This window comes from Zobellella sp. DQSA1, assembly GCF_041950555.1.
Classification (GTDB): Bacteria; Pseudomonadota; Gammaproteobacteria; order Enterobacterales; family Aeromonadaceae; genus Oceanimonas.
Genome location: NZ_CP169531.1, coordinates 2,762,781 through 2,787,841 on the forward strand (window position 1 = coordinate 2,762,781; position 25,061 = coordinate 2,787,841).

Below are 25,061 nucleotides of genomic sequence, written 5' to 3' on the forward strand. Positions count from 1 at the left end.
GAAGCAGGAACCTCTTCCAGTTTCAGGCTTCAGAGCTTTTCAGCCAGTTCATCGGAGATCTCGCCGTTATGATAGACCTCCTGCACATCGTCCGCGTCCTCGAGCATGTCGATAAGCCTGAGCAGCTTGGGCGCGGTGTCTTCGTCCAGCTCGGCCTTGGTGGAGGGGATCATGGTCACCTCGGCGTTTTCGGCACTCAGGCCGCCGGCATCCAGCGCATCCTTGACGGCGCCGAACTCTTCCCACAGGGTGTAAACATCGATGGAACCGTCGTCGTTCACCACCACGTCCTCGGCACCGGCCTCCAGGGCCGCCTCCATCACCCTTTCTTCGTCCGTGTCCAGATAGGTGATCACGCCCTTCTTCTCGAACAGATAGGCCACCGAGCCATCGGTACCCAGGTTGCCACCGCTCCTGGAGAAGGCATGGCGCACCTCGGACACGGTGCGGTTGCGGTTGTCGGTCATGCACTCCACCATCACGGCGGTGCCGCCCGGGCCATAGCCTTCGTAGATGATGGTTTCCAGCACCTGACCATCCAGCTCGCCGGCACCACGCTTCACCGCCCGGTCGATGGTGTCCCGGGTCATGTTGTTGGACAGCGCCTTGTCGATGGCGGCGCGCAGGCGGGGGTTGGTGGCCGGCTCGGAGCCGCCCTCGCGGGCCGCGGTGCTCAGCTCACGGATAAGCTTGGTGAAGATCTTGCCGCGCTTGGCATCCTGGGCCGCCTTGCGGTGCTTGATATTGGCCCATTTGCTATGACCTGCCATAACTATCTTCTCCGTTTGTCTTGCGGTTGATCAATCTGCCGATTGCCTCTTTATTGGTCCAGGAGCTGGCCTGTTGCCGGGCCTGTTCCAGAGGCAGCCAACGCTGGGCCAGGTGCTCGCTTAACTGCACTTCGACCGGCGCGGGCAGGCACAAGTAAAATTCGTATTCCCAGTTATGGGTCACCCCCGGGCGGTAACGGTGGCGCCAGCGGGGATAGATTTCAAAGCGCACCCGGTGGCCGGTCTCCTCCAGCCGCAAGCCGTTGTCCAGCCGCAATCCGGTTTCCTCCTCCAATTCACGCACCGCCGCCTGGTGGCGGCTTTCGCCGGGCTCCAGGCTGCCGGTCACCGACTGCCAGAAGTCCGGGTTGTCCTTGCGTTGCAGCAGCAGCACCTGGTCCTCGGTATGGATGAGAACCAGCACCGACTCCGGGTGCTTGTGGCCCATACCTCAGTTGTCCGCCTTGTCCGTTTGGGCCGCCGGCAACTGGGTACGAATGGCCAGCTCCGCCAGCGCATCCGGATTGGCCAGGCTGGGCGCGTCGGTCAGCAGGCAGGATGCGGTGGTGGTCTTGGGGAAGGCGATCACGTCGCGGATATTGTCGGTACCGGTCAGCAGCATCACCAGGCGATCCAGGCCGAAGGCCAGGCCGGCGTGCGGCGGAGTACCATACTTCAGTGCCTCCAGCAGGAAACCGAACTTCTCCTGCTGCTCCTCGGCATTGATGCCGAGCAGGCGGAACACGGTTTGCTGCATCTCGTTGTTGTGGATACGCACCGAGCCACCACCCACTTCGTAACCGTTGATCACCATATCGTAGGCATTGGCCACCGCCTCGAGCGGGCCGGCCTCCAGTTCGGCGGCGGCGACATCCTTGGCGGCGGTAAAGGGGTGGTGCATGGCGTACAGACGACCGTCTTCTTCCTCGAACATGGGGAAGTCGACCACCCACAGGGGTTTCCAGCACTCTTCCAGCAGACCCAGTTCCTTGCCGAGCTTGAGCCGCAGGGCCCCCATGGAATCGGCGACCACCTTGGCACTGTCGGCACCGAAGAAGATGGCATCGCCGTCGGTGGCGCCGGTGCGGGCCAGCAATTCGCTGACAATGCCTTCATTCAGGAACTTGGCAACCGGCGACTGAATGCCGTCCATGCCCTTGGCGGCCTCGTTGACTTTCAGCCAGGCCAGGCCCTTGGCACCGTAAATAGTGACGAACTTGCCGTATTCGTCGATCTGTTTGCGGGAGAGCTGACCGCCACCGGGCACCTTCAGGGCGGCGACCCGGCCCTTGGGATCCCGGGCCGGGCCGGCAAACACCTGGAAGTCCACGTCTTTCACCAGGTCGGCAATATCGGTCAGTTCCATGGCAATACGCAGATCCGGCTTGTCGGAACCATAGCGACGCATGGCCTCGGCATAGCTCATCACCGGGAAGACACCCAGATCCACGCCGGCCACCTCCTGCCACAGCTCGCGTACCAGCTGCTCCATGACGGCCCTCACTTCATCGGCGGTCATAAAGGAGGTTTCCACGTCGATCTGGGTGAATTCCGGCTGACGGTCGGCGCGCAGGTCTTCGTCGCGAAAACACTTGACGATCTGGTAGTAGCGGTCGAAACCGCTCATCATCAGCAACTGCTTGAACAGCTGGGGGGATTGCGGCAGCGCATAGAAATACCCCTTGTGCACCCGGCTCGGCACCAGGTAGTCACGGGCCCCTTCCGGGGTGGCCTTGGTCAGCATGGGGGTTTCGATATCGAGGAAGCCTTGCTCGTCCATGAAGCGACGCACCCGGCTGGTGACCTTGGCACGGGTCTTGAGATAACGGGCCTGCTCGGGACGGCGCAAGTCCAGGTAACGGTACTTGAGGCGCTGCTCTTCCGAGTTGTTCTGGTTGAAGTCCAGCGGCAACGGCGCGGCCTTGTTGATGATGCTGAGCTCGTGGGCGAAGATTTCCACCTCGCCGGTGGCCATGTCCTTGTTGATCTGGGATTCGGGACGGGCGCGCACCACACCGGTGATTTGCACACAGAATTCGGCGCGCAGCTCGGCCGCCTTCTCATAGGCTTCGGCCTTGTCCGGATCGAAAAATACCTGAACGATGCCTTCCCGGTCGCGCAGGTCGATAAAGATAAGACCGCCCAGATCACGACGGCGATGTACCCAGCCACTTAAGGTCACGCTCTGGCCAACCAGGGCAGCATTGAGCTGCCCGCAATAATGAGTGCGCATGGATGTCTTCCTATTGGTGTTGCCGCACGACCGCCCGGGCCGCGGGACTGAATTTGTCAGCAAATAGCGCGCTAGTATAATGGAAAACCCAAAGGCCGGTAAAATCGGATGTTTTCGATGATTGGCGGGAGGAGCTTCACCCTGTTGGAAGGAACTTTATGCCGTTATATCTGGGCCTCAGCCAGTGGTCCCATCCCGACTGGCCCGGCAGCCTGCTGAGCCCGGGCCTGAAAAACGCCGAGCACCTGAGCGATTACGCCAGGGTGTTCAATACGGTGGAAGGCAATACCAGCTTCTACGGCGTCCCCGAACAACACAGCCTGCTACGCTGGGAAGCCCAGACTCCGGCGCACTTTCGCTTTACCTTCAAGTTTCCCTCTCGGGTCAGCCACCAGGGTCGGCTGGATGGCAACATCGGCGCGGCACGGGACTTTATCGCGCACCTGGCCCCCCTGCACCACAAGCTCGGCATGCTGATGCTGCAGCTGTCCAAGGCCTCCGGGCCCGAGCAACTGGATCAACTGCAACAGTTTCTGGACGCCCTGCCGGCTCATTTCAACTACGGGGTGGAAGTGCGTCACCCGGCGTTTTTCGCCAAGGGCGAAGCGGAGCGCCGGCTCAACCGTCTGCTGCTGGAACGCCAGATAAACCGTATTATCATGGACTCGCGCCCGGTATTTTCCTGCCCCCCCACCACCCCGGCCCTGGCCGACGCCCAGGGCAAGAAACCCAGGGTGCCGGTACATATCATCAGCACCGGCAACCACCCCATGGTACGTTTTATTGGCCATCCGGATCCGGCTTACAACCTGCCCTACTGGCAACCCTGGCTGCCCCGCCTGCGAGGCTGGCTGGGAGAAGGCAAGTCGGTTTACCTGTTCGTACACACCGCCGACAACCGGCTGGCTCCGCTGCTGGCGGCGGAAATAGCGGCTGCGCTCGATGCGTCCTTGCCGGCCTTCCCCGGCCAGGCGCCGACTCCCCAAGGGCAACTGTTCTGAACGAGAGGGGGGAGGGTTAGGCAAAAAATAATTTGTCGCGTCCCTTCGCCGCCCGCAAGACAACACCCTGCGCTTCTTTTACAATACCGGCCATTGAGTGCAGCTGTTGCTGCCGTGAGCCAAGGTCGTCATTACTAAAACCATGCAATCAAAAGATCATATTTTCGCCGCGCCCATCGCCCAGCTCGGTGATTTCTGCTTTGACCAAAAAGTCGCCGAGGTGTTTCCGGACATGATCAAAAGATCCGTGCCCGGCTACTCCAATATCATTTCCGCCATCGGCATGATAACGGCCCGCTTCGCCCAGCCAGACAGTCAACTGTACGATCTCGGCTGCTCTCTCGGCGCCGCAACCCAGGAAATGCGCCGTAACCTGACGCAACCGGGATGTAAGATTATCGCCGTGGATAACTCGGCCGCCATGCTGGAGCGGGCCCGCAGCCATCTGGCGGCGTTCAAGTCCGATGCGGTGGTGGAGCTGGTCGAGGCGGATATCAGCGATATCGCTATCGAGAATGCGTCGGTGGTAGTACTCAACTTCACCCTGCAGTTTATCGCCACCGAACGGCGCGAGGCGCTGCTGGCCAGTATTTATCGGGGGCTGAAGCCGGGTGGGGTGCTGATCCTGAGCGAAAAGTTTATCAGTGCCGACGACACCGTGAATGAGCTGCTGATCGACCTGCACCACGATTTCAAGCGGGCCAACGGCTACAGCGAGCTGGAAATCAGCCAGAAGCGCACCGCCCTGGAAAACGTGCTGCGCCCGGATACCCCGGAACAGCACAAAGAGCGGCTCCGAGGAGTGGGTTTTACGCATGTGGACCTGTGGTTCCAGTGCTTCAACTTCGGCTCTATGGTGGCTGTTAAATGATTGATTTCAGTGACTTCTATCAGCAAATCGCCAAGAATCGACTACAACACTGGCTGCATTGCCTGCCGGGGCAATTGCACGACTGGCAGAAACGGCACCTGCATGGCGACTTCGCCCGCTGGGTGCGGGCGCTGCACAAACTGCCGAAAGTGGCCACCGACCATATCGAACTGGCCGATGGCGTCAGTATCGGTCGTCCCGGTGAGGTACCCGGGGGCGAGCAGAAAAAGATAGAAAGCCTGCTGCGCCAGTTCCATCCCTGGCGCAAGGGGCCTTTCGACATCCACGGTATCCACATCGATACCGAGTGGCGTTCCGACTGGAAATGGGATCGGTTGAAGGAACATATCAGCCCGCTCAGGTACCGTTATGTGCTGGACGTGGGCTGCGGCAGCGGCTACCACCTGTGGCGGATGATGGGCGCCGGCGCCGAAATGGCGGTGGGCATAGATCCCTCCCAGCTGTTCCTGTGCCAGTTCGAAGCGGTGAGACATTTCGCCAATGGTTATAAAGGGATTCAAGTATTACCCTTAGGTATCGAAGAACTGCCCGAATTACGGGCCTTCGACACCGTATTTTCGATGGGGGTGCTCTATCACCGCCGCTCGCCCATCGATCACCTGCTGCAGCTCAAGGCCCAGTTGCGCGGTGGCGGCGAACTGGTACTGGAAACCCTGGTCATCGACGGAGACGACCAGCAGGTACTGGTGCCGGGCGAACGCTACGGCAAGATGCGCAACGTCTGGTTCATCCCCAGCAGTGCCGCCCTGGTAGGCTGGCTGGAAAAATGCGGTTTCGAACAGATTAGGGTGGTCGACGAAAGTACGACCAGCCTGGAAGAACAACGGCGCACCGACTGGATGCGCAACGAATCACTGGCGGATTATCTTGATCCACAAGACCCCAGTCGCACCATTGAAGGGTACCCGGCCCCCAAACGGGCGATTATCATCGCCAACAAGCCGGTGGACCCACAGTATCAACCACAAGAGGGAAGCTATGAGTAAAGTCGCGACATCACTGGTATTACCCCTGTTGCTGACCGCCTGTGTCAGCCAGACCTCAGCGGTGGACGCGCAACCCGAGCCCTCTCCCGTTTCCGAAGCCCAGCTCAGCGCTTCGCTGGCCAGCCTGGAAGCCCGACTGGTGGACACCATGTTCCAGCAGAACACCCAGCTCAGCAGCAACCACCATGCCTTTATGACCGCCCTGCAACAGGAGCTCAAGACCTTGAAAAAGCAACTCGATGAGCCGCAGCATGCCATGCCGCTGCCACCGCCGCCGGCCACTCCCCGGGGAGACTATCCCGAAAATGAAACCCGGGACGGCAAGCTGATCGTGGGCGAAACCGAGGAAGTCTGGCTGGATGCGGTCAACGACAGCTTCCCGGCCCGTATCGATACCGGGGCCACCACTTCTTCACTCAGCGCCCAGGACATCACGGTGTTCGAGCGTGACGGCAGCCCCTGGGTCAGCTTCAACCTGTCCCACGAAGGGGTGGACGAGCGGTTGCAGGTGGAAACCCCGCTGGTGCGCTATGTGCGCATCCGTCAGGCCTCCGCCGACAGCACCGAACGGCGTCCCGTGGTGGCCCTCACCCTTCGCCTGGGCCGCTTGTCAGAACGCACCGAATTTACCCTGACCGACCGATCCCAGATGACCTACCCGGTCTTGCTGGGTCGTGAATTCCTGAAAGACATTGCCGTGGTGGATATTGCCCGTCAAAACGTGCAGGGCAAGCCTAAACGTCCGACTTCTTCCAGCGAGTAACCTTCATGTACTCACGCAAGCCGTTTTATCTGATTGTGGCCGCCCTGTTCCTGGTCGGCCTGGCGCTGATGCTGCATCGCCATTTCGTGTATGAAGTGCCCTGGCTGCCCGGTGAAAAGCGCCAGATCTGGTCCATCGAAGCCAAGGTGGAATTCGAGGCCAGCGGCAAGCCGGTCAAGGCTTCGCTGGCCATTCCCGGCAGCCAGCCCGGCTTTACCCTGATGAACGAATCGGCGGCCTCCCCCGGCTATGGCCTGTCCTTTGTCGAGTCCGAAGGCGGCAGCCGGGCAGAATGGTCGATCCGCTCCGCCTCTGGCATGCAGGAGCTGTATTACAAGGTCGACATGATGCAGGATCCCTTCGCCAAGGGCCCACTGTCGAGCCAGGTCCCGACGCTGACCCCCCCCCAGGTCGCCGAACCCTATGCCACCGCCATGGATCAGGTGCTGTCCCTGGCGCGGGAGCGGTCGGCCGACGGCATCACCCTGACCCGGGAACTGTTGAAGGAACTGAGTAACCGGGGCCAGAACGCCGAGCTGCTGGCCCAATACAAGTCCGCCGGCCCGCTGCTGGTGGAGCTGCTGCATCGCGCCGGAGTCCCTGCCCGGCTGCTCAAGGGACTGCAGCTGGAAGACGGCCGCCGTCGCCAGCCGCTGGTGGACATAGTGCAGGTCTACGAGGGCGAGCAATACGAAACCTTCAATCCGGCCACCGGCAGCCAGGGGCGCCAGGAGCAGCTGTTGCTGTGGGAATACCATTCGGCCCCGGTGCTGGATCTGGTGGGCGGCAGCAACTCCCGGGTCACCTTCACCATGCTGCAGCAGGAGCAACCGGTCAACGTGGCCCTGGCGCAGAAGTTCGATCAACCCGACTGGATCAATGTCTCGCTCTACAACCTGCCGCTGGAAGAGCAGGCCCTGTTCAAGGGCATACTGCTGATCCCCATCGGCGTGCTGGCGGTGGTGTTCCTGCGTATCATCGTCGGGGTGAAAACCTCGGGCACCTTCATGCCGGTGCTGATCGCCATGGCCTTTATCCAGACCAGCCTGCTCACCGGCCTGGTCGGCTTCCTGCTGATCGTGGGCACCGGCCTGGTGCTGCGCTCCTACCTGTCGCACCTCAACCTGCTGCTGGTAGCCCGAATATCGGCGGTGATCATCATGGTCATCGGCATGATCGGCTTTTTCAGCATCGTCGCCTACCAACTGGGCCTGACCGAGGGCATGAAAATCACCTTCTTCCCCATGATCATCCTGGCCTGGACCATAGAGCGGATGTCGATCCTGTGGGAAGAAGAAGGCCCCAAGGAAGTGGTCAAGCAGGGTGGCGGCTCGCTGCTGGTGGCGGTGGCCGCCTTCCTGGCGATGAACAACGAGCTGGTCCGCCACCTGACTTTCAACTTCCTCGGGCTGCAACTGATCGCGATGGCCGCGGTGCTGCTGCTGGGTAACTACACCGGCTACCGCCTGACCGAACTCAAGCGCTTCAAGCCGCTGGTGGATGAGCAGAAAGATGTTTAAGAGCCTGCTTGAGCAATACGCTTCCCCCTTTGCCCTGCGCCGCATGGGTATCATGGGCATGAACAAGCGCAATATTTCCTACATCAGCCGCTATAACCCGCGCCGGCTTTATCCACTGGTGGACAACAAGCTGGAGACCAAGAAAATCGCCCTGGATGCGGGGGTGACCGTGCCCGAACTGGTGGGCGTGATCGAGTTCCAGCACCAGGTATCTCACCTGTGGGATATGATCAAGGACTGGCCGGGCTTTTGCATCAAGCCCGCCAAAGGCTCCGGTGGCAAGGGCATAGTGGTGATCGAACGCCACGACAGGACCAATTTCATCAAGCCAAGCGGCAAGGTGGAAACCATCGGGGATCTGGAGCGCCATATCTCCAACATCCTGGCCGGCCTGTTTTCGCTCGGCGGCAAGCCGGATGTGGCCCTGATCGAGGCGCTGATCAACTTCGATGACGTCTTCGACGGCTTTTCCTACGAGGGCGTGCCCGATACCCGGGTGATCGTGTTCAAGGGCTTTCCGGTGATGGCGATGATGCGGCTGTCTACCGACGCCTCCGACGGCAAGGCCAACCTTCACCAGGGCGCCGTGGGGGTGGGGCTCGACATCAACAGCGGTCGCGCCATCCGCGCAGTGCAGTTCAACCTGCCCATTCGTTACCATCCGGATACCGGGCGGGATCTGCTCGAACTCAAGGTACCCTACTGGGAAGAGCTGCTGAGCCTGTCCTCTTCCTGCTACGAGATGTCTGGACTGGGCTATATCGGCACCGACATGGTGCTCGACAAGCAGAAGGGGCCCATGCTGCTGGAGCTGAACGCCCGCCCAGGGCTGGCGATCCAGACCGCCAACGCCGCCGGCCTGGTGCCCCGGCTGCGCAAGATTGAAAAGCTGGGCAAGAAAATCACCATGACCCCGGAAGAGCGGGTCGCATTTTCCCGACGGGAATTTGCCACCGAAGCCTGAAGCTCGAGGCTGGGTGCTGCCAATGCGCTTGGGGAGCGCAGACATCGAAAAACCAAAAAACGGCGCCGGGTTCAACCCCGGCGCCGTTTTTCTTCCGGCTTAACGCTTCAGGCTTCCAGCTTACATCCGGGTTTTGCGCTTCTGGCGCTGGGTTGTGCTGCGCGGGCGGGCGGGGGCCGGTTTTTTGGGGGCCGCACCGGTGCCGGCGCTCTTCATGCGGGAGTTGTGCTTGCGCACCGCCTTGCGGATCTGGGCCACCTGCTTGTAGCGCTCGGTGGCATGCACGTCCACCTTGCTCTGCTCTTCCGGCGCCAGCCCCACTTCCCGGCGCAGATAGTTGACCTGCTCCAGGGGCATCTCGGCCCAGCCACCCCGCGGCAGGGTCCGGGGCAGTTCGATCTTGCCGTAACGTACCCGGATCAGCCGGCTCACCTGCACTCCCTGGGATTCCCACAGCCGGCGAACTTCCCGGTTGCGGCCTTCCTTCAGGGTAACGTGGAACCAGTGGTTCATGCCTTCGCCGCCACTGTATTTCAGGGTCTCAAACCTAGCCATGCCATCTTCCAGCATCACCCCCTTGCGCAGCCGCTGCAGCATGGCCTCGTCCACCTCGCCGAACACCCGCACCGCGTATTCCCGATCGATTTCGTGACGCGGATGCATCAGCCGGTTGGCCAGTTCGCCGTCGGTGGTGAACAGTAGCAGGCCGGAGGTGTTCACATCCAGCCGGCCCACCGCCACCCAGCGTGCGCCCTGCAGCTTGGGCAGGCGGTCGAACACCGTGGGCCGGCCTTCCGGATCCTTGCGGGTGCTCACCTCGCCTTCCGGTTTGTGGTAGGCCAGCACCCGGCAGATGATCTCGGCCTGGGGCTGGGTTTCCACGCTGTGGCCATCCACCCGGATTTGCTCGTTGCCGGTGACCCGGTCGCCCAGGTGAGCCACGTTGCCATTCACGCTCACCCGTCCCTGGCTGATCAGCGCTTCGATCTCGCGGCGTGAGCCCTTGCCCGCTCGGGCCAGTACTTTTTGCAGTTTCTCGGTCATGTCATTCACTTATTCAAAGGGACGGATATCGCCGGCGCCTTCGCGCACGATAACGGGAATATCGTCATAGAGATCCACCACCGTGGTGGGTTTGGGATCCAGCACACCGCCGTCGATGATGAGATCCACCAGCTTTTCCAGCCGCTGGCGGATCAGGTGCGGATCATATTCGGCCTCGGCTTCACCAGGCAGGATCAGGCTGCAGGACATCAGCGGCTCGCCCAGGGCTTCCAGCAGCGCCAGACTGATGGCATTATCCGGCACCCGCAGCCCAATGGTCTTGCGCTTGGGATTCTGCAGCCGTTTGGGTACTTCCTTGGTGGCGCGCAGGATAAAGGTATAGGCGCCGGGAGTGTTGTTCTTCATCAGCCGAAAGGCACCGTTGTCGACACGGGCATAAAACGACAGCTCGGAGAGATCCCGGCACACCAGAGTAAAGTTGTGATCCTTTTCAATCTTGCGGATGCGGCAGATGCGCTCCATGGCATTCTTGTCGCCCACCAGGCAGCCGATGGCATAGCCGGAATCGGTGGGGTACACCAGTACCCCGCCCTGGCGCACGATAGCCACCGCCTGGTTGATCAGGCGGGCCTGGGGGTTGTCGACGTGAATTTCGAAATACTGACTCATAATTCCTCCCGGAATGATTTTAGAGAAAACGATCCCAGACCGGGGTCGCTTCTTTGGGCAGCCACAGTTGCCGGCCCAGTTCCCGCCAGTGACTGGGAAAATGAAAGTCCGAGCCCACCGAGGCCGCCAGGTTGAAGTCCTTGCTCCACTGTCCCAAATTAGCACGTTCCTGGGGACTCTGCTGAGCCATAGACACCTCCATGGCATCGCCCCCCGCCTCGGCGAAGGCCGCCAGCATTTTTTTGATCCACTTGTTGGACAGGTCATAGCGGGTGGGATGGGCCAGCACCGCCACCCCGCCCGCCTGCTGGATGGTGGATATCGCCTCACCGAGCGGGCACCAGTCCGGCGGCGCATAGCCGGTGTTACCCCGGCTCAGGTACTTCTGGAACACCTTGCCGATGGAGTCCGCCGCCCCCTGTTCCAGCAGCCACTGGGCCATGTGGGTACGGGTGATGGGCGCCGCGCCGGCGATGGCCCGGGCGCCGTCATAGGCGCCGGGAAAACGGGCCTTTTCCAGTCGCTCGGCCATCAGCCGGGCGCGGGCCTCGCGCCGTTGCTGCTGCGCCTCGAGCAGGCGACGGAACCCGCCATGTAGCGGATCCATATTCAGCCCCACCACATGGATTTCCTTGTGTTCCCACAGCGCCGAGATTTCCACCCCGTCCACCAGCCGGATACCGTGCTGCTCCGCTGCTTGCCGCGCTTCGGCCAAACCAGCCACCGTATCGTGGTCGGTGAGGGCCAGCACATCCACCTCCTGGGCCGCCGCCCGGGTCAGCAGCTCGCTGGGGCTTAGCCGGCCGTCGGAGGCGGTGGAATGGCTGTGCAGATCGATTCGCATAAAAAATCCTGTGGTCGGGGTTGACTTGCACCCCCGAATATCGTTTAACTGTACCCAGTTTCTGATTGACGAGAAGAGCGCGATGTTTCGGCAAATTTCCACTCTGACCATTTGGTGGTGGCACACTCCCTGAACGCGGGTAGTGTGAATTGCTGTATTCGTCTTTAAGTCTCAGCACACATAAAAGCCCGCAACCTTGCGGGCTTTTTTATTATCCAGCAAAAGGTGACGCGATGAAACCGACCCAGACAGTTTTTTGGCGATGGCAATCCGGGCCCCAGCTTCTGCCACTGCAAGTGGCCTTTGTATCCATAACCGATGACGACATTGCCAGCCAGGTGATCAGGCAAATACCTGATGACCGCGACTAACTCAAAAGGAACACCCCATGGTGCATGGTCAGCTCCACGTTTTACTGCAAGATGCTCCCTATACCGGCGATCCCCTAGCCCTGTTCGCCGCCCTCACCATCCCCGGTGACAACAGCGTGCTGCTGGAGTCCGCCGAAATCGACACCAAGGCCGGCACCCAGAGCCTGCTGATGCTGGACGCCTGCGTCCGGCTGGTGTGCAACCGCCACAGCGTGACCCTTACCGCCCTCAACGCCAACGGCCTGCCCGCCCTGAGTCTGGTCGAGCGCGAGCTCGGTGGCGAGCGCCAGGCCCATCAACTGGTGGTGACGGTACCCGAGGCCAACGCCAACCTGGACGAAGACAGCCGGCTCAAGGCCCCCTCGGTGCTGGAAACCCTGCGCCTTGTCCTGACCCGCTTCAACGCCGACCAGGGCCAGCAACACCTGTTTATGGCCGGCACTTTCGCCTATGACCTGATCGCCGCTTTCGAGCAGTTGCCCGACGTGCCCGAGGGCATCAACCACTGCCCCGATTTCTGCTTCTACCTGGCCGAAACCCTGATCACCCTGGATCACATCCAGGAAACCTGCCGCCTGGCCGCCTGCGTGTTCGACCCCGCCGAGCAAGAAAGGCTGCAGGCCCGCCTAGATCAACTCGCCGCCGCCTGCGGCCAGGTGCACGCCGAACCCCTGGCGGACGTTCCCTTTACCGGCCAGGTGCAGGTCAACAAGAGCGACGCCGAATTCCGCGCCGACGTGGACACCCTCAAGGGCCACATCATGGTGGGCGACATCTTCCAGGTGGTGCCTTCCCGCTGCTTCAGCCTGCCCTGCCCCAGCCCCCTGGCCGCCTATCGCAAGCTCAAGCAGACCAATCCCAGCCCCTACATGTTCTACGTCAACGATCAGGACTTCATCCTGTTCGGCGCCAGCCCCGAGAGCTCGGTGAAATTCGACCACGGCAGCCGCCAGGTGGAGATGTACCCCATCGCCGGCACCCGCCGTCGCGGTTTCAACCCGGACGGCAGCATCAACCTGGATCTGGACGGCCGCATCGAGCTGGAGCTGCGCCAGGACGAGAAGGAAACCGCCGAACACCTGATGCTGGTGGACCTGGCCCGCAACGACATCGCCCGCATCAGCGAGCCGGGCAGCCGCTACGTGAAGGATCTGCTGAGCGTGGATCGCTATAGCCACGTGATGCACCTGGTGTCCCGGGTAGTGGGCACCTTGCGCGCCGACCTGGACGCCCTGCACGCCTACCAGGCCTGCATGAACATGGGCACCCTGACCGGCGCCCCCAAGATCCGCGCCAGCGAACTGATCCGCCAGGTAGAACAACAGCGCCGGGGCAGCTACGGCGGCGCCGTGGGCTACATCAACGGCCAGGGCGACATGGACACCTGCATCGTCATCCGTTCCGCCTTCGTCAGCTCTGGCCTGGCCCATGTGCAGGCCGGCGCCGGGGTAGTGTACGACTCGCAACCCCAGGCAGAAGCAGACGAAACCCACAACAAGGCGGCGGCAGTGCTCAATGCCATCGCCCTGGCACACGGCAAGACCCTGGCGGAGGTGACCCATGGCTAACACCATTTTCCTGCTCGACAACTACGACTCCTTTACCTACAACCTGGTCGACCAGTTCCGCAGCCTGGGCGCCACCGTGCGCATCTACCGCAATACGGTGCCCGTGCCCCAACTGGTGGCGGCCATGGAGCAATGCGAGCGGCCCATTCTGGTGCTCTCGCCGGGCCCGGGCACGCCAAGCCAGGCCGGTAACATGCCGGCCTTGATCGGCGCCTGCATCGGTCGCTTCCCCATCCTGGGCATTTGCCTGGGCCATCAGGCCCTGGTTGAGCACTACGGTGGCGAGGTGGAAACCGCCGGTGAAATCAGGCACGGCAAAAGCTCGCTCATCAGCCATAACGGCAAGGGGGTCTTCGCCAACTTGTCCAACCCGCTGCCCGTGGCCCGTTATCACTCGCTGGTGGGTATCAGGATACCCAGTACCCTGCCGGTGATTGCCGACTATCAGGGCATGACCATGGCGGTACAGGATACCGCCAAGCGGGTATTGGGTTTTCAGTTTCATCCCGAATCCATCATGACCACCGAAGGAGCCCGACTGCTGGAGCAAAGCCTGGCCTTTTTGAGCGCCCCGGAAACCAGGCCGATGGAGCAGCTGTACCGCGGCGAGCACATCAGCCGTACCCAGGCCCAGACCCTGTTCGGCGAACTGCTGCGCGGCGACATGGATCAGATGACCATGGCCTCCTTGCTGACCGTACTGAAAATGAAAGGCGAAACTCCGGATGAAATTGCCGGCGCCGCCCAGGCCTTACTGGAAGCCGCCAGCCCCTTTCCGCGCCCGGACTATCCCTTCTGCGACATCGTCGGCACCGGCGGCGACGGCATGAATACCATCAACGTCTCCACCACCTCGGCGCTGGTGGCCGCCGCCTGCGGCATCAAGGTGGCCAAGCACGGCAACCGCGGCGTTTCCAGCAAATCCGGTTCTTCCGACCTGCTCGAGCAACTGGGCATCGACCTGAACATGAGCCCGGACACCGCCCGCCGCTGCCTGGATGAAGTCAACGTCTGCTTCTTGTTCGCGCCCAACTATCACGGCGGCATTCGCCATGCCATGCCGGTGCGCCAGGCCCTGAAAACCCGCACCATTTTCAACGTGCTGGGCCCCCTGGTGAACCCCGCCCGTCCCGATTTTATGCTGCTGGGGGTCTATTCCGAGCAGTTGGTGCGCCCCATAGCCGACACCCTGGTGGCCATGGGTCTCAAGCGGGGCATGGTGGTGCATGGCAGCGGCCTGGATGAAATCGCCATCCACGGCCCGACCCAGGTAGCGGAGATCATTAATGGCGTAATCAGCGAATACAGCATCACGCCGGAAGAGCTGGGGCTCAGGCGTTACGACATCAGCGCCATTGCCGGCGGTGAGCCCAGCGAAAACAAGGCCATTACCCTGAGGCTGCTGCAAGGAGGCGGCACCCCGGCCCAGCAAAGCGTCATCGCCATCAACGTGGCGCCGCTGCTGGTGATGAGCGGTCGGGCCGAGACCCTAAAAGAAGGCGTGGAGCAGGTGCTGGCTGTGTTAAAGTCGGGCAAAGCCATGGAAGTAGCCAATAAACTGGCGGAGTTGAGCCAATGTTAAGTACCGTTCTCGGCAAGATTGTTGCCGACAAGAAAATCTGGGTCGAGGCGCGCAAGCAGGCCCAACCCCTGGAAACCTTCGAAGCCGGCCTGGCCCCGAGCGATCGAGCCTTCGAGGCGGCCCTGGCCGCCGGCAAACCGGCCTTTATCCTGGAATGCAAGAAAGCCTCGCCCTCCAAGGGCCTGATCCGCGCCGACTTCGACATCGACGCCATCGCCGGCGTGTACGGCCGCTACGCCTCGGCCATCTCGGTGCTGACCGACGAAAAATACTTTCAGGGCAGCTTCGAGTTCGTGACCCGGGTACGCAGCCAGGTGACCCAGCCGGTGATCTGCAAGGACTTCATCATCGATCCCTACCAGATCAAGCTGGCCCGTCACCACCAGGCCGACGCCATCCTGCTGATGCTGTCGGTGCTGGACGACGACCAATACCGGAAGTTGGCCGCCGTGGCCCGCTCGCTCGACATGGGCATACTGACCGAGGTAATCAGCGCCGAGGAAGTGGAGCGCGCGCTGCGGCTGGATGCCCGCATTATCGGCATCAACAACCGGGATTTGCGCGATCTTTCCATTGATCTGAACCGCACCCGGGAATTGTCGGCACTGATCCCGGCCGATCGCATCGTGATCTCCGAATCCGGCATCCATCACCACGCCCAGGTGAAGGAATTGTCCGCCCATGCCGACGGCTTCCTGGTGGGCAGCTCGCTGATGAGCCAGGACAGCCTGGACCTGGCCGCCCGCCGGCTGGTGCTGGGCGACAACAAGGTGTGCGGCCTGACCCGCCCGCAGGACGCCGCCGCCGCCCAGGCCGCCGGCGCCGCCTTCGGGGGCCTCATCTTCGTGGCCAAGAGCCCGCGCTGCGTGAGCCTGGAACAGGCCCAAGCCGTGACCCGGGCCGCGCCCCTCGACTACGTCGGCGTGTTCCAGAACCACAAGCGCACCGAGATTGCCGACACCGCCCGCACCCTGGGGCTGAAAGCGGTGCAACTGCACGGCGACGAGGACGAGGGCTATATCGCGTCCCTGCGTGGCATGCTGCCCGAGGGCGTGGAAATCTGGAAAGCGGTGGCGGTGGCCGATGCCCTGCCGCCTCTCCCCGGCAACGCCGACCGGCTGTTGTTCGACACTCGAGCCGGCGGCCAGAGTGGCGGTACCGGCCAGGCCTTCGACTGGTCGCTGCTGGCAGGCATCGACAAGAACAAGGCCCTGCTTGCCGGCGGCCTCAACCCGGACAACGCCGCCCGTGCCGCGGCCCTCGGCTGCCGGGGACTGGATTTCAATTCCGGGGTGGAAAGCGCACCCGGCCATAAAGACGCCGACAAACTCAATGCCGCCTTTGCCACTCTGAGACATTACGGACGCAGGATAACCACATTATGAGCTTACTAAACCCCTTCTTCGGCGATTTTGGCGGCATGTATGTGCCGCAGATCCTGATGCCGGCCCTGCTGCAGCTGGAAAAAGCCTTTGTGGACGCCCAGCAGGATCCGGAATTCGAGCGGGAGTTCCGCGAACTGCTGTGCGAATACGCCGGCCGGCCCACCCCCCTGACCCGGGTGCGCAACCTGGCGTCCCACACCAAGACCCGCATCTACCTCAAGCGGGAAGACCTGCTGCACGGCGGCGCCCACAAGACCAACCAGGTGCTGGGCCAGGCACTGCTGGCCAAACGCATGGGCAAGAAACGTATCATTGCCGAAACCGGCGCCGGTCAGCACGGGGTGGCCACCGCCCTGGCCTGCGCCCTGATGGGCATGGAATGCATTGTCTACATGGGCGCCAAGGACTGTGAACGGCAGAAACCAAACGTGTTCCGTATGGAGCTAATGGGTGCCAAGGTGATACCGGTGCATGCCGGCTCCGCCACCCTCAAGGATGCCTGCAACGAGGCCCTGCGCGACTGGACCGCCAACTACGACACCACCCACTACATGCTGGGCACCGCCGCCGGTCCCCACCCCTTTCCCACCATAGTGCGTGAGTTTCAGCGCATGATCGGCGAAGAAGCCAAGGTGCAGATAATGGAGCACGAAGCCCGCTTGCCCGACGCCGTGATCGCCTGCGTCGGTGGCGGCTCCAACGCCATCGGCCTGTTCGCCGACTTTATCGACGAAGAAAAGGTCAAACTGATTGGCGTAGAGCCCGCCGGCAAGGGCATTGAAACCGGCGAGCATGGCGCCACCCTGGGCGAAGGCACCAAGGGCGTGTTTTTCGGCATGCTTTCGCTGATGATGCACAATGAAGACGGCCAGGTGGAAGAATCCTACTCGGTTTCCGCCGGGCTCGACTTTCCCTCGGTCGGCCCCCAGCACGCCTACCTGGCCACCACGGGCCGGGCCCAGTATGTGTCGGTCACCGATGACGAGGCGCTGGATGCCTTCCAAGCCCTGGCCCGCAACGAAGGCATCATACCGGCGCTGGAGTCCTCCCACGCCCTGGCCTACGCCCTGAAAATGGCCGAGGCCGAGCCGGAGAAAGAGCAGGTACTGGTGGTTAACCTGTCCGGCCGTGGCGACAAGGACATCTTTACCGTCGCCGATATCCTGGAACAGAAGGGAGCAATGAAATGAGTCGCTATCAGCGTTTGTTCGACCAACTGAAAGCCAACAACGAAGGCGCCTTCGTGCCCTTCGTCACCCTCGGCGACCCCACGCCCGCCCAATCGCTCCGGGTGATCGATGCCCTGGTCGCCGGTGGCGCCGACGCCCTGGAGCTCGGCATTCCGTTCTCCGATCCGGTGGCCGATGGCCCCACCATCCAGGCCGCCACCCTGCGTGCGCTGGGCGCCGGCACCCGTACCCAGACCTGCTTCGAGATGCTGGCGCAGGTACGGGAAAAATACCCGGAGCTGCCCATCGGCCTGCTGGTGTATGCCAATCTGGTATACGCACCGGGACTGGACAGCTTCTATGGTCGCGCCGCCCAGGCGGGCGTGGACTCGGTGCTGGTGGCCGATGTGCCGCTGGAAATGGCCGAACCCTTCAAGGCCGCCGCCGACCGGGCCGGCATAGAAACCATCTTTATCGCGCCACCCAACAGTGACGAAGCGACCCTGAAAGCCGTGGCCGAAACCGGCTCCGGCTACACCTACCTGCTGAGCCGCGCCGGGGTGACCGGCACCGAAACCAGGGCCGGCATGCCGGTGGACAGCCTGCTGGCCAGGCTGAAGGAATTTGGTGCCCCGCCCTCTCTGCTCGGGTTCGGCATCTCCAGCCCGGAGCAGGTGCGCGAGGCCGTCCGCGCCGGTGCCGCCGGCGCCATTTCCGGCTCCGCCGTGGTCAAGATCATCGAACAGCACCTGGACGACGAGCAGGCCATGCTGGACACCCTGACCGCCTTCGTGCAGAGCATGAAGGCCGCTACCCGCCCATAACGACAAGAGGCCGGCACTATGCCGGCCTTCTTTCTTGACTCACTTTTAGCCCCAAGCCTTTCGCACGGCCAGCACCATAGCCGCCGGCACCAGCAGGAACGCCACCGCCAGCAAGGGCTTCACCACCTGGGACGGGCGCAATCCTCCGTAAAGCAGGAACCCATCAGATTAAACCCGGTTCAGGCCTGTTCGAAATAGCGCCGGTGCAACTCGCACAGCTCGGCCGCCAAGGTAGGCTCAGGCCCATCCACCGGCAGGCCGGGTACCACCTGATGGATGGACAGGGCCACTACCGGCGATGGCGGCCGTTTCCATTCCCGACACCACTGCTCGAACTGGGCCGAAGAGCTGGCGTAAACGATGCGCCCCAGCCCCACCCAGGCGTGGGCGGCGGAGCACATGGGACAGTGCTCGCCCGAGGTATAGAGGGTAGTGGTGGCCCGCTCCTGCTCACCCAGATGCTCGGCGGCCCAGCGCGCCAGGGCGATTTCCGGGTGCCAGGTGGGCTCGCGGCTGTGGATGCGGTTGCGATCCTCCGCCAGCACGGTGCCGTCCGCCCCCACCAGCACGGAGCCGAACGGCTGATCCCCCGCCGCCAGCGCTTGTGCCGCCAACTCCACACAACGGCGCAGGTGCCGTTTATCCTGCTCGCTAATTACCATCTTTACCTCCATTTCACTGTTAGCCGATAACCCCCGTCGTTCATGCCCATGCCAGCCGGCACAAAACCCGCCACGCCGGCAGCCGGGTGCTGTACCGCCGACGGAACTCTGATAAGGTACTGAACCATCTTTGATTTTACTATCGGCGCCGGCCAGTGGATTATTATCAGCAAAACGCCCTCAGCTTCTACCGAGATTCAGTATCCGTCGATATGGCGTCCCTCTATGGTTGCCTTTGGCTCCAAGCCGGTTCCAGAGCGGTGTTCCCGCCCTTATGAAGGACAAAATGACCGAGCCACTGGCGCAGGGACTCTACGATCTGCTGACCACCCAAGGGATAGCAGCGGCGCTAGAACGATCCGAACTCTATGCCGAGCCCGAAGCCCTGAACCCGGCGTTCAGTCACGAGCGCCTGGCCGGTGCCTTGGCCGAGCAGCTGTCACAATTGCTGGCTGGAGTCTCTGGTGACAAAGAGGCCAAGGTAAAAGCGCAGGCCGAACTGATCAACGATATCCTGCAATACTCTCGCCAGCGTTTGAACCAGGCCGAAGCGCCCGATCTGTTGTGTATGCCGCCCCAAGTGCTGCGCTCGCTTTATCCAGCCCAGAGAAAGCCGGAGCTGCCGGCCATCGGTCTGGCCCAGCCCTGGCTGTTTACCGCCGGCAAGGGCTCCCCCGCCTTGCTGCATGAGCTAACCGCCGAACTGGCGTCGTGCAACAGTGTGGATATTCTGGTGAGCTTTATCACCGTATCGGGGGTGCGCAAAATCATCGAGGTGCTCAAACGGATCACCAGCACCGATGCCGGGGGCGCCAGCCAGGCCCGGATCCGGGTACTGACCACCACCTATGTGGGCGCTACCGAGCAAAAGGCACTCGACATGCTGGCTCGGCTGCCTCACTGCGAAGTCCGGGTGTCGCTCGACGGCCGCCGCACCCGGCTGCACGCCAAGGCCTGGATCTTCGAGCGGGACACCGGTTTCGGCTCCGCCTATGTGGGCAGCGCCAACCTCTCCGGCGCCGCCCTGATGGGCGGCCTGGAATGGACGGTCAAATTCACCGAAAAGGGTCAGAACCCGCTTTTTCAACGAGCACAGGCAAATTTTGAGACCCTGTGGGAAGACGGCGAGTTCCAACCCTATGACCCGGACGATCAGACTCACCGTAACGAGCTGGAAAAGGCGCTGAAACGGGAATCTGGCCAGGATCTGATCGCTACCCCCACCTTCTTCGATATCGAGCCCAAGCCCTTTCAGCTGGATATTCTGGAGCAACTGGACAACGAACGGGAACATGGCCGGATGCGCAACCTGCTGGTCGCCGCCACCGGCACCGGCAAAACCGTGATGGCGGCGTTCGATTACCGTCGCCTGGCCCGTAAACAGGGTGGCCTGCCACGGCTATTGTTTATCGCCCACCGCAAAGAATTGCTGCTGCAGGCCATGCGCACCTTTCGGCTGGTGTTACGCGAGGCGGAGTTCGGCGATCTCTTTACCGGCGAGCACCAGCCCGAGCAGGATCACCACCTGTTCGCCACCATCCAGAGCCTCAACTCCCGCAAGCTGGTCACCCACCAGACCGCCGCTTACTGGCAGATGGTGATCGTCGATGAATGCCACCATATCGAGGCTAACAGCTTCGATACCCTGCTTTCCAGCATAAGGCCGGCTTGCCTGCTGGGCCTTACCGCCACCCCTGAGCGGGCCGATGGCAAGAACATACTGCGCCATTTCGATAACCGGCCGGACGGCTCACCGGCGGCGCAGCTACGCCTGTGGCAGGCGCTGGATCTGCAACTACTGGCACCCTTCGAATATTACGCCTGCGACGATGACACCGACTATCGGGACATTCCCTGGCTGCAGGCCAACGAGCACAAGGCCCTGGATAATCTGCTGACCGGCAACCATGTGCGCGCCGCCGCGGTGATCCGCGCCTGGCAACAGCTGGTGGACGATCCTCGCCGGGGCAAAACCCTGGTGTTTTGCGTGAGCATCCCCCATGCGGAATTTATGGCCACCCAGTTTGAGCAAGCCGGTATCATCGCCCGGGTGATCACCGGGGAAAGCTCATCCAAGGAGCGGAGGGATCTGCCCAGACAACTGGAGCGCGGCGAGATCCACGCCCTGGTGACGGTCGACCTCTATAACGAAGGTATCGACCTGCCCTTTGTCGACACCTTGCTGTTGTTGCGCCCCACCCAGAGTGCCACCCTGTTCCAACAGCAGATAGGCCGGGGGCTACGCCTGTTCGAGGGCAAGGAAAGCTGTCTTATCCTGGATTTTGTTGGCCAGCATAAAGAGGGGTTCCGTTTCGATCTGCTCTACGGTGCCATCACCGGCCTGTCGCGCCGCGAGGTGGTCGACTGCATAGAAAACGGCTTTGGCCGCCTGCCCAGCGGTTGCCATATCCAGCTGCAAAAGCAGGCCCGGGAACATATTCTGAGTAGCCTAAAACAGGCGCTGAATCAGAACTGGCGTCGCCTGCAGCAAGAGCTGCACGCCTACGTCATCCTGACGGGAAACCGCCGGGTTGCGCTTGGGGATTTTCTGCATGAGCAGCAACTGGAGCTGGACGATATATATCGTGGCGGCAACAACAGCGGCTGGACCAACCTGCAACGGGATGCCGGTTTATTACCGGGAGCCGCCTCCACCGAGGAGCGTTATCTCAGTCGTCGTCTGAGTAGCCTGCTGCACCTGGACGATCCGGCGCAGTTACAGCTGCTCGGCCAGGTAGCCGAGCATCAGGCCCGATACGTCATCGAAAATGAGCAACAACGGCGGCGGCTGCAGATGCTGGCCTATCAGATAGATGGCCAACAAAGCCAGACCGGCTCGGCCCAGGCCTTTCTCGAACGACTGGCCCAGGCGCCGGCGGTGTGTGACGAGCTGGCTCAGCTCAGCCGCCACCTAGATGCCAGGACCCAGCATCAGTACCCACCGTTACCCGGACTGGAGCATACCCCTCTTAAGTTGCATGCGGCTTATCACAGCCGGGAAATTCTCACCGCCGTGGGCTTTTTAACCGCGGAAAAACGCACCCCTTTTCAGGCCGGGGTACTGACGTTAAAAGAGCATAAAACCGAATTGTTGTTCGTCACCCTGGATAAAAGTACCGCCCTGCACGAGGGCGTGGCCTATCACGATTACGCCATCAGCCAGAGTCTGTTTCATTGGCAATCCCAGAACAGCGCAGGTCCCCACACCCCGGCCGGTCGCCGCTACATCGACAACGGGCACCATGGCTGGCGCTTTCAACTGTTCGTGCGCATCGACAAGCATACCCCCTACCGCGCCTGCGGCCCGGTGCACTTCGTTCGTTACCATGGCAGCAAACCGATGAATATTACCTGGCAGCTGGAATACCCACTGCCAGCACGGCTGTTCCAGGAGTTCAGTGTGCTGAACAGCTGACCAAAAAGGGGTCGGAGTCAATTTTTAATTGACTCCGACCCCTTTTTGGTAATCTCGATTTCCTGGTGGTGAGTTCATGGCCGGCCCTTCCCCTACAGAGCCGGCTCCCTCTTCAGTATCCCTGTGACGGCGGCACCGCTTCCACATCGGGCCTGAACCGGGCCAGGGTATCCAAGGCGCCCTGGCGCAGCAGGCTGATGTCGATGCCCACGGCGATAAAACCGCAGCCCCAGTCCCGATAACGCAGTGCGTCCTGCTCGTTGGGCGCCAGTATGCCCACCGCCTTGCCGGCCTGGCGCACCACCTGGGTGATCCGCTCTATGCAGGCCTGCACCTCGGGATGGGCGGGATTGTCCGGATGGCCCATGTCCGCCGACAGATCCACCGGGCCGACAAAAACGGCGTCGACCCCCTCCACGGCGGTGATTTCCGCAATGTTGTCTGCGCCCTTGCGCGATTCCACTTGTACGATCAGGCAAATTTGCTCATGGGCCTGGTGCACATAGTCGCCGATGGCGCCCCAGCGGGTGGCCCGGGTCAGGCCGCCACCCACGCCCCGAATGCCGCCCTGGGGAGGATAGCGGGTGGCCCGCACCAGGGCCTCGGCCTGCTCGGCGCTGTCCACCATGGGGATCATCAGGGTTTGCGCGCCCAGATCCAGATATTGCTTGATCAGGGCCGGATCGCCATTGACCGGGCGCACCACCGCCGACACCGGGTAGGGCATAACCACCTGCAACTACTCCAGTACCGAGGGCACCGAGTTGGCGCGTGCTCGCCGTCGATCAGCAGCCAGTCGTAGCCAGTGGTGGCACACACCTCGGCCGCATAAGCGCTGCCGAAGGCGACCCAGAGGCCGTATTGGGTTTGCCCCCGTTGCAGGGCGGCCTTGAAGCAAATCCATCTCAATTCCCTCTTCCATCAACAAATACGCCTTGTCCGGCGATCACAAGGTACTTTATACCAAGTCGGGTGGTTTGCCCGGATCGGGTTGCCGAAAAAGGCCAGAGCCTTCTTTCCGGCCGCGCAACCAGACCAGGCTCAGGCCATACCCCGCATCACGCCCAGCGCCAGCCAGCCGCTATAACCAATATAGGCGGCCAGTAGCAGGCCGCCTTCATAACGGTTGATACGGCCCTGGCGGCCCTTGAACCCGTAACCCAGCACAAACAGCGACAGGGTCAATCCGCCCATCACCATAAAGTCACGGCTGATCACCTCGGGCACCACCGCCAGGGGGTGGATAACACCGGCCAGGCCGACCACCGCCAGGGTATTGAACAGGTTGGAGCCGATGACGTTGCCGATGGCCAGATCGTGCTCGTTCTTGCGGATGGCGGCGATGGAAGAAGCCAGCTCCGGCAACGAAGTGCCGATGGCCACTATGGTCAGGCCGATGATCAGATCGCTGACCCCGAAGGCCTGGGCCACGTTCACCGCGCCCCATACCAGCGCCCGGGAGCTGATAATCAGCAACAGCAATCCGGCCACCAGCCAGAACAGGGCTTGCTTCAAGGTCATGGCATTGTCTTCCAGCTCCCGGGCCTCGTCCGCCGTCATGGCGTCGGAGCCGTCGTGCAGGCCTTGCCAAATGCTCCACCCCATCAGCAATACGAACACGCCGAGCAGCACCAGGGCATCGCTGCGCGCCAGCCAGCCATTCCACAACAGGCCAAGCGACAGCAGGGTGATCAGCAGCAGTATCGGCAGCTCCTTGCGCAGTACCTGGGAATGCACGGTAATGGGGCTTATCAACGCCGTTATCCCCAGGATCAAGCCGATATTGGCGATATTGGAACCATAGCCGTTACCCAGGGCCAGGCCGGGATTGCCTTCCAGCGCGGAGATGATCGACACCACAATCTCGGGAGCCGAGGTACCGAAACCGACGATCACCATGCCGATCAGCAAGGGCGGCATGCCGGCGTAACGGGCCGTGGCCGAGGCGCCGTCCACAAAGCGATCGGCGCTCCATACCAGCACGCCCAGGCCCAACACAATGGCGACAATGGAGATCAGCATGACAGGGCTCCCCGTCTCCGGGTATATGAAATCGGCTGGCAGCCTTTCAGGATGGTTTGCATAAGGGGCTCTTAAGGGCGGGACCAGACACCGGAGACAACCCCACTCCCCGCCCGGCGAGTGGTATTGTCTCAGGTCTCATCAATCCGTCAGGACACCACAGCCATAAGCCTTCGGCTCAGAGATTGTTGACAGTGGTTTCGGCAGGCGCCGAACGATTACTCCCCCAAGAGGGCCTATTCTGACAGCTTGTTTATACGATGAAAAGGGGCAGGTACCGCCGTTTCCACCTCTGGCAAGAGCAGGGCAAGTAAAGCAAGGGTGCCAGCCTGGAGCCCTCCTCACCAAAACTGTGCGCCATGTCGATAAATTGAACGCCGTTGCCTCCCTCCAGAGAGGTATAGCGACATTTATTG

The 25,061-nt window shown here is 61.9% G+C and carries 22 protein-coding genes, 1 pseudogene and 1 other annotated feature; of the genes and pseudogenes, 13 read left to right on the top strand and 10 right to left on the bottom strand.

Translation table 11 applies throughout. The annotated features are described in order from the left end of the window. Positions 1–29: 29 nt before the first annotated feature. From ACEVBK_RS13345 to aspS, 3 genes are read right to left on the bottom strand one after another with little or no spacing between them, the layout of a single operon-like run. Positions 30–770: a YebC/PmpR family DNA-binding transcriptional regulator gene (locus ACEVBK_RS13345; protein ID WP_375055417.1), complete on the bottom strand. Its 741-nt coding sequence runs from the start codon at positions 768–770 to the stop codon at positions 30–32. Next, positions 757–1,218 (bottom strand): dihydroneopterin triphosphate diphosphatase, encoded by a 462-nt coding sequence (gene nudB, locus ACEVBK_RS13350; protein ID WP_375055418.1) that lies wholly within the window; start codon positions 1,216–1,218, stop codon positions 757–759. The genes ACEVBK_RS13345 and nudB overlap by 14 nt, the downstream gene beginning before the upstream one ends. A 3-nt stretch (positions 1,219–1,221) precedes the next feature. Then, the gene (gene aspS, locus ACEVBK_RS13355) at positions 1,222–3,003 is read right to left on the bottom strand and encodes an aspartate--tRNA ligase (protein WP_375055419.1); all 1,782 of its coding nucleotides are present in this window, start codon (positions 3,001–3,003) and stop codon (positions 1,222–1,224) included. A 158-nt stretch (positions 3,004–3,161) separates the two neighbouring features. On the opposite strand from aspS, the gene ACEVBK_RS13360 reads away from it, so the two are divergent. The 6 genes from ACEVBK_RS13360 to ACEVBK_RS13385 all read left to right on the top strand — a co-directional run bounded on the left by ACEVBK_RS13360 (position 3,162) and on the right by ACEVBK_RS13385 (position 9,129). After that, positions 3,162–4,004 (top strand): DUF72 domain-containing protein, encoded by an 843-nt coding sequence (locus tag ACEVBK_RS13360; RefSeq protein WP_375055420.1) that lies wholly within the window; start codon positions 3,162–3,164, stop codon positions 4,002–4,004. Positions 4,005–4,146: 142 nt separating this feature from the next. Continuing rightward, positions 4,147–4,875, top strand: coding sequence for a carboxy-S-adenosyl-L-methionine synthase CmoA (gene cmoA / locus ACEVBK_RS13365; protein ID WP_375055421.1), 729 nt, complete (start codon positions 4,147–4,149; stop codon positions 4,873–4,875). After that, entirely contained in the window at positions 4,872–5,882 is a 1,011-nt protein-coding gene (gene cmoB / locus ACEVBK_RS13370) for a tRNA 5-methoxyuridine(34)/uridine 5-oxyacetic acid(34) synthase CmoB (RefSeq protein ID WP_375055422.1), read from the top strand. The genes cmoA and cmoB overlap by 4 nt, the downstream gene beginning before the upstream one ends. Beyond that, complete coding sequence (locus ACEVBK_RS13375; protein ID WP_375055423.1) at positions 5,875–6,645, top strand: ATP-dependent zinc protease; 771 nt, start codon at positions 5,875–5,877, stop codon at positions 6,643–6,645. The genes cmoB and ACEVBK_RS13375 overlap by 8 nt, the downstream gene beginning before the upstream one ends. Before the next feature lie 5 nt (positions 6,646–6,650). Continuing rightward, entirely contained in the window at positions 6,651–8,165 is a 1,515-nt protein-coding gene (locus tag ACEVBK_RS13380) for an inactive transglutaminase family protein (RefSeq protein WP_375055424.1), read from the top strand. Then, on the top strand, positions 8,158–9,129 hold the full coding sequence (locus ACEVBK_RS13385) for an alpha-L-glutamate ligase-like protein (protein ID WP_375055425.1): 972 nt from the start codon (positions 8,158–8,160) through the stop codon (positions 9,127–9,129). Before ACEVBK_RS13380 ends, ACEVBK_RS13385 begins: the two co-directional genes overlap by 8 nt. Positions 9,130–9,249: 120 nt before the next feature. Here the strand turns inward: ACEVBK_RS13385 and rluB are convergent, their stop codons facing one another. Genes rluB through ACEVBK_RS13400 form a run of 3 tightly spaced genes read right to left on the bottom strand, consistent with a single transcriptional unit; the run spans position 9,250 to position 11,647 of the window. Next, entirely contained in the window at positions 9,250–10,173 is a 924-nt protein-coding gene (gene rluB / locus ACEVBK_RS13390) for a 23S rRNA pseudouridine(2605) synthase RluB (protein ID WP_375055426.1), read from the bottom strand. A 9-nt stretch (positions 10,174–10,182) separates the two neighbouring features. Next, on the bottom strand, positions 10,183–10,803 hold the full coding sequence (locus ACEVBK_RS13395; RefSeq protein ID WP_375055427.1) for an L-threonylcarbamoyladenylate synthase: 621 nt from the start codon (positions 10,801–10,803) through the stop codon (positions 10,183–10,185). A 19-nt stretch (positions 10,804–10,822) separates the two neighbouring features. Continuing rightward, positions 10,823–11,647: a PHP domain-containing protein gene (locus ACEVBK_RS13400; protein ID WP_375055428.1), complete on the bottom strand. Its 825-nt coding sequence runs from the start codon at positions 11,645–11,647 to the stop codon at positions 10,823–10,825. A 109-nt stretch (positions 11,648–11,756) separates the two neighbouring features. Beyond that, positions 11,757–11,859, top strand: a sequence feature (Trp leader region). Positions 11,860–12,035: 176 nt separating this feature from the next. Here ACEVBK_RS13400 and ACEVBK_RS13405 point away from each other — a divergent pair. The 6 genes and pseudogenes from ACEVBK_RS13405 (at position 12,036) to trpA (ending at position 18,546) form a co-directional block, all read left to right on the top strand. Continuing rightward, on the top strand, positions 12,036–13,586 hold the full coding sequence (locus tag ACEVBK_RS13405) for an anthranilate synthase component 1 (protein ID WP_375055429.1): 1,551 nt from the start codon (positions 12,036–12,038) through the stop codon (positions 13,584–13,586). Beyond that, positions 13,579–14,160: pseudogene (locus ACEVBK_RS13410) on the top strand (aminodeoxychorismate/anthranilate synthase component II); the annotation flags it as partial. The gene ACEVBK_RS13405 and the pseudogene ACEVBK_RS13410, both read left to right, overlap by 8 nt. Before the next feature lie 12 nt (positions 14,161–14,172). Beyond that, positions 14,173–15,168, top strand: a complete 996-nt coding sequence (trpD, locus tag ACEVBK_RS13415) for an anthranilate phosphoribosyltransferase (RefSeq protein WP_375058571.1) — start codon at positions 14,173–14,175, stop codon at positions 15,166–15,168. Further along, positions 15,162–16,553 carry a bifunctional indole-3-glycerol-phosphate synthase TrpC/phosphoribosylanthranilate isomerase TrpF gene (gene trpCF / locus ACEVBK_RS13420; protein ID WP_375055430.1) on the top strand — a complete coding sequence of 464 codons (1,392 nt, stop codon included), beginning with the start codon at positions 15,162–15,164 and terminating at the stop codon, positions 16,551–16,553. The genes trpD and trpCF overlap by 7 nt, the downstream gene beginning before the upstream one ends. Beyond that, positions 16,550–17,743, top strand: coding sequence for a tryptophan synthase subunit beta (gene trpB, locus ACEVBK_RS13425; RefSeq protein WP_375055431.1), 1,194 nt, complete (start codon positions 16,550–16,552; stop codon positions 17,741–17,743). Before trpCF ends, trpB begins: the two co-directional genes overlap by 4 nt. Further along, positions 17,740–18,546: a tryptophan synthase subunit alpha gene (gene trpA, locus ACEVBK_RS13430; protein ID WP_375055432.1), complete on the top strand. Its 807-nt coding sequence runs from the start codon at positions 17,740–17,742 to the stop codon at positions 18,544–18,546. Before trpB ends, trpA begins: the two co-directional genes overlap by 4 nt. A 179-nt stretch (positions 18,547–18,725) precedes the next feature. Here the strand turns inward: trpA and ACEVBK_RS13435 are convergent, their stop codons facing one another. Then, positions 18,726–19,208 (bottom strand): nucleoside deaminase, encoded by a 483-nt coding sequence (locus ACEVBK_RS13435; RefSeq protein ID WP_375055433.1) that lies wholly within the window; start codon positions 19,206–19,208, stop codon positions 18,726–18,728. Between the two features lie 286 nt (positions 19,209–19,494). Between ACEVBK_RS13435 and ACEVBK_RS13440 the strand changes: the two genes are divergently transcribed. Further along, entirely contained in the window at positions 19,495–22,623 is a 3,129-nt protein-coding gene (locus tag ACEVBK_RS13440; protein ID WP_375055434.1) for a DUF3427 domain-containing protein, read from the top strand. 112 nt (positions 22,624–22,735) lie between these two features. Here the strand turns inward: ACEVBK_RS13440 and ACEVBK_RS13445 are convergent, their stop codons facing one another. The 3 genes from ACEVBK_RS13445 to ACEVBK_RS13455 all read right to left on the bottom strand — a co-directional run bounded on the left by ACEVBK_RS13445 (position 22,736) and on the right by ACEVBK_RS13455 (position 24,645). Beyond that, on the bottom strand, positions 22,736–23,350 hold the full coding sequence (locus ACEVBK_RS13445; protein ID WP_375058572.1) for an aldolase/citrate lyase family protein: 615 nt from the start codon (positions 23,348–23,350) through the stop codon (positions 22,736–22,738). Next, entirely contained in the window at positions 23,296–23,442 is a 147-nt protein-coding gene (locus ACEVBK_RS13450) for a hypothetical protein (protein ID WP_375058573.1), read from the bottom strand. Before ACEVBK_RS13450 ends, ACEVBK_RS13445 begins: the two co-directional genes overlap by 55 nt. Positions 23,443–23,664: 222 nt before the next feature. Further along, the gene (locus tag ACEVBK_RS13455; RefSeq protein WP_375055435.1) at positions 23,665–24,645 is read right to left on the bottom strand and encodes a calcium/sodium antiporter; all 981 of its coding nucleotides are present in this window, start codon (positions 24,643–24,645) and stop codon (positions 23,665–23,667) included. Positions 24,646–25,061 lie beyond the last annotated feature (416 nt).